3 protein-coding genes and 1 pseudogene are annotated in these 3784 nt (G+C 63.7%); all 4 read right to left on the bottom strand.

Annotated elements, in window-relative coordinates; translation table 11 throughout:
- Positions 1 to 108: 108 nt before the first annotated feature.
- Entirely contained in the window at positions 109 to 1146 is a 1038-nt protein-coding gene (locus GTW58_RS12845) for a phosphotransferase family protein (RefSeq protein WP_157980612.1), read from the bottom strand.
- A gap of 170 nt (positions 1147 to 1316) precedes the next feature.
- Entirely contained in the window at positions 1317 to 2318 is a 1002-nt protein-coding gene (locus tag GTW58_RS12840) for an ImmA/IrrE family metallo-endopeptidase (RefSeq protein ID WP_157980613.1), read from the bottom strand.
- Positions 2319 to 2410: 92 nt separating this feature from the next.
- Complete coding sequence (locus GTW58_RS12835; RefSeq protein ID WP_119933819.1) at positions 2411 to 3070, bottom strand: hypothetical protein; 660 nt, start codon at positions 3068 to 3070, stop codon at positions 2411 to 2413.
- Between the two features lie 413 nt (positions 3071 to 3483).
- A pseudogene (locus tag GTW58_RS14745) lies at positions 3484 to 3714 on the bottom strand (leucine zipper domain-containing protein); the annotation flags it as partial.
- Positions 3715 to 3784 lie beyond the last annotated feature (70 nt).

The raw sequence follows: 3784 nt of genomic DNA, 5'->3' as shown, positions 1-3784 counted from the left end.
ACCATCACAACAACCCCGCACCGGCACCCGCCGACGCGGCACTTGCGAGCCTCTAACAAACCCGGGGCGATACACCGTTTATCGGACAGTCCCTTGCCTGGCCTGGATCTATTCAAGTCGAGCGTCGAGTTCTCCGGTGACGTGAGCGACGGCACTGGCGTACAGGTCTCGCTCCTGACCGGTCAGATCACCTCGATCAACCAAGAGGCTGCGATGATGCAAGGACGTGAGGAACCGTTCGTAGACCTCCCAGGCATCACAGCGAATCATCACTTCTTCCACGGTGCCCGTGGCCGCCTGGTGCTCGCTGGCCGCCAGATAGACCTCGATCAAATCCCGGGTCTGGGCCCGGGTCATGGGCAGATGCCACGGGTCCACCGTGATCCGCCCACCAAGGTAAGCGAGGTCTTGGGCGGGGTCCCCGATCTCCGACCACTCCCAATCGATGTACCGCACCGTGGTGTCCCCCTCGACGAGGATGTTGGGCAACAACAGATCCCCATGGATCAGCCCGAAGGACGCCAACCGGTTGAAGGTCTTCTGCGCGTCCTGCAGGTATGCCCCCACCTTCCGGGCCAGTCGTGTCACGTCGGGCTCGGCCATCACTCCCGGGTGGTTGTCGTTCCACCAGTCCAGGCCGGCGGCGAACTGACCGGCGATGTCCACCGCCTCCCGGCGTTCCTCCTCCGGGGTGGTCAGCTCACCGCAGCGGTCGAATCGCTGGGCATGCAGACGAGCCATCTGCTGGGCATGGGCCCGGACCAGAGCCGGAGTCCACTGCCCCGGTGTGAGGACGCGGCCGGGTACGAAGCTGACCACCATGTACGGAGCACCCAGGGGGTTGTCCGCCGACTCCTCCAGCACCAGGGCCTGCGGGCCGATACCCTCGGGCACCAGGCTCAGCCCGTGGAACTCCTCCCGTATCGGCCGCGGCAACTCCTCCACCGGACGCCGGGCGATCCGCACCACCACTCGTTGCCCACCGGCCTCCAGCAACCACGCCGCGAAGCTCTCCCCATGCCCCAGCAGACGCACCTCGTCTCCGTCTCCCGGTGAGGAGCCCAGGCCGACCGCGGCCGGGGCCTGGCCAGCCAGATGAACCAGTCGGTCGACCATGGACGGATGCTCAGGACGGGCAGGAGTCATGAGCACAGTCTGCCCTCAATCAGACCTGGCTCGAGAACCAATGTCATGCCCCCGCTGCACCGAGGAAACGGCTCCAGCGCTCACACCGGAACCCTCACCGCGTCGTTCGAGTGCGCAACGCAGTGGCGCAGACTGCACGGGTTACGGCTTGCCGACGCGGCAATCGCCTCTCAATGCACTAGTGACAAATGCGCTCGAGAGCGGTCACGCACTCGAGTGTTGCTTTCCCGCAGGGTGACGTCTGCGAGGGCTTGTCCGAAAGTCAAGCCGTGCACTTCAGCCGCTGGAACGCCGAGACGTTGGGCGATCTCTTCGGTGCCCCAGCCCTTGGACTTGTGGAGCGCCGGAAGGACGACATTGAAGACGCGAGAAGTTTCGCGGTCCATGCCTTCTGGCTCACCGGATCGATAACCGCGTTTAGTTAGCTCGATACAGGCCTGCCGATAGGACCAGTCCGTCAGCAGCCCAGCTTTATGAAGGGCGTAGGCCAATGCCATAGCCGAGACGCCCAGGCTGACTTTGAGTCTGAGAACTGTGGCGATTGACGGCTCCCTGCCTACTTGTGAACGCAGCAAAATGCGGGGCATGAGGAACTCAGAGGCGAACTGATCGGCTTCTTGCTCCGCGTTTCGTTCGCTGTTTAAGGAGGCGTCCAGGCCAGCATGCAGAACTAGATGCCCTATCTCGTGCGCCAAATCGAACCGGGAGCGTTCGGCGGTCTTCATTGTGGAGAGGAACACATACGGCCGGCCGTCTTCCCACAAGCTGAAGGCATCCACATCAGCCGTTCCCGCGGGCAAGCTGAGGACTCGGGCACCATGAGACTCGGCCAGACGCAATGAGTTTGGCAGAGGGTCAATCCCTAACTGCCACTCGGCACGTAGTTGTTGCGCCGCATCAAGCGGATCGACTCCCGCCAGGTCAGGAATGCTTAGTTCCGGCAAAGCGAAGTGCTCGGTGATGAGCCCATATAGCTCCACCCCGATACGTCCTGCGGAGGTCGCCGCGTGCTTCTGCGCAGCACTCGAGCGGCGCCGGGCACGGAAGAACACCCGTTCCTCTTCAAATGGTGATGTAGCAGGCATGCGGAAGAACGCTGGGGCGCAACCAATTGCTTGCGCCAGTGCGGAAGCGGCCCGATCCGGAGCACCGTGAGTCTCATAGTTCGTCACTGTGCGGGGAGTGGCCTGAAGCCGGTGGGCCAGCTCACTCTTACTTAGTCCCGCACGCAACCTCGCCAGTGCGATCCGCGAGGGTTCTAGTGTCACGATAGTTCTACGATCCTGAAGTCGATGTCGTCCTGCGGGCCAGCCGGACGCTGGGGCACCTCGAAGCTGGTGAGGTCTTGCGGAGGCAGAAGGATGCGGTGACTCCAGCGAGAAATGTCGCCGTCATCGGTCACGGCTGCAGGAAGGGAAAGCTCGGCGCGCACGGTTGGCTCGTCCTTCGACCAGTGGTAGAGCAACACCCAGGTGAGCGGCTCCTGTCGGTCCCATGTTGCCGGCAGTTCGAGGATCACGTCCAGCATCTGCTGGCCGTTGCACTGCACCGCGGCTCGGGTCGCCGGACCGCGGCGACGTGCCGTCCGGGGGTCTTTCTCGACGGAGACTCCCGTGTCGGCATTTCCTCCGACCACCATGATCGAGGTTTTACCGTCCGGGGAAAACACTCGAGGAGAGTTCTGCGGGTCCCCTTGGGCCCACTGGCGCCCGACGAGCTCCTGCCGGAGGTAAGCCACAGTCTCCGACCACTGCGTGTACCCACGAGCGGTCACAGGATGGAAGGCCGTCACATCCTGGGCTCGCGCGACTCCGGTGCGTACGGAGTCCATCAAGACCCCATTGTTCAGCCCGAGGAGCGCCAACACCGATGGAGCATCCTGCGCGGTGACGTACGGCTGGGACTGAAGAGGTTCAGGGATCATGTTGGCTCCTTCCACCGGCCTCAGCATAGTGCACAAAACCGGAAAATTTGGATGTGTGAAGAGGGACCGGACTGACTCGAAGAAGGTCGACGCCTGAGCCCCTGAGCACAAGCCCGACGTACAACCCCAACTGCACCACATCTACTGTGGGCCCAGGGGCTGCTGTGCTCCTGAATGTGCTGCACGACTGCCGGAACCTACCGGGGTGCTTCCGAGCCTGCCGGGGCAGTCGATCCACCGCCCCAAAGGCAGGCGAAGCGTCCGGTGGATACCGCGGTGTGGGATGCTGGCCGTGAAGCGCCCTGGGTTTCGTTCCGGGGTCAGGGCACCGCGGGCGCGGTCACGTCGGCCTCAGTGAAAGCAGCCTCGACCTCTACCGGGGTCCGGTACTCCAGTCCTTCGTGGAGCCGCGTCTCGATCTGGGCAACTACCGCCGCCGGGGACGCGGCGGCGCCATGGTGGGGTGTCGAGGATTGGTCGAGCAGACCGAGCTCACCGTGCGCCCGCCATCTGTTGACCCACTTGCTTGTGCAGGCACGGGAGAGGCCCATCTCAGCCACGGCGTGGGCGATGGGTCTCGTGCGGCATCGCTCGATGAGCCAACAGCGCCCTTCGACCGTCAGAGGCGCATTCTTGCGCGTCACTAGGTGTTGTGGGGCATGAGGTTCTTGTCACGGGTGCGTTGGTGAGATGAGGAACGGGCTCCTCGCCACA

Origin of the sequence: Kocuria subflava (assembly GCF_012163155.1) — a bacterium.
Taxonomy (GTDB): domain Bacteria; phylum Actinomycetota; class Actinomycetes; order Actinomycetales; family Micrococcaceae; genus Kocuria; species Kocuria subflava.
This window is presented reverse-complemented; position numbering and strand designations above follow the sequence as displayed.

Excerpts from the sequence above, each read along its gene's own strand:
- GTW58_RS12835 (WP_119933819.1), bottom strand. The coding sequence starts at position 3,070 with ATGATCCCTGAACCTCTTCAGTCCCAGCCGTACGTCACCGCGCAGGAT.
- GTW58_RS12845 (WP_157980612.1), bottom strand. The coding sequence starts at position 1,146 with ATGACTCCTGCCCGTCCTGAGCATCCGTCCATGGTCGACCGACTGGTT.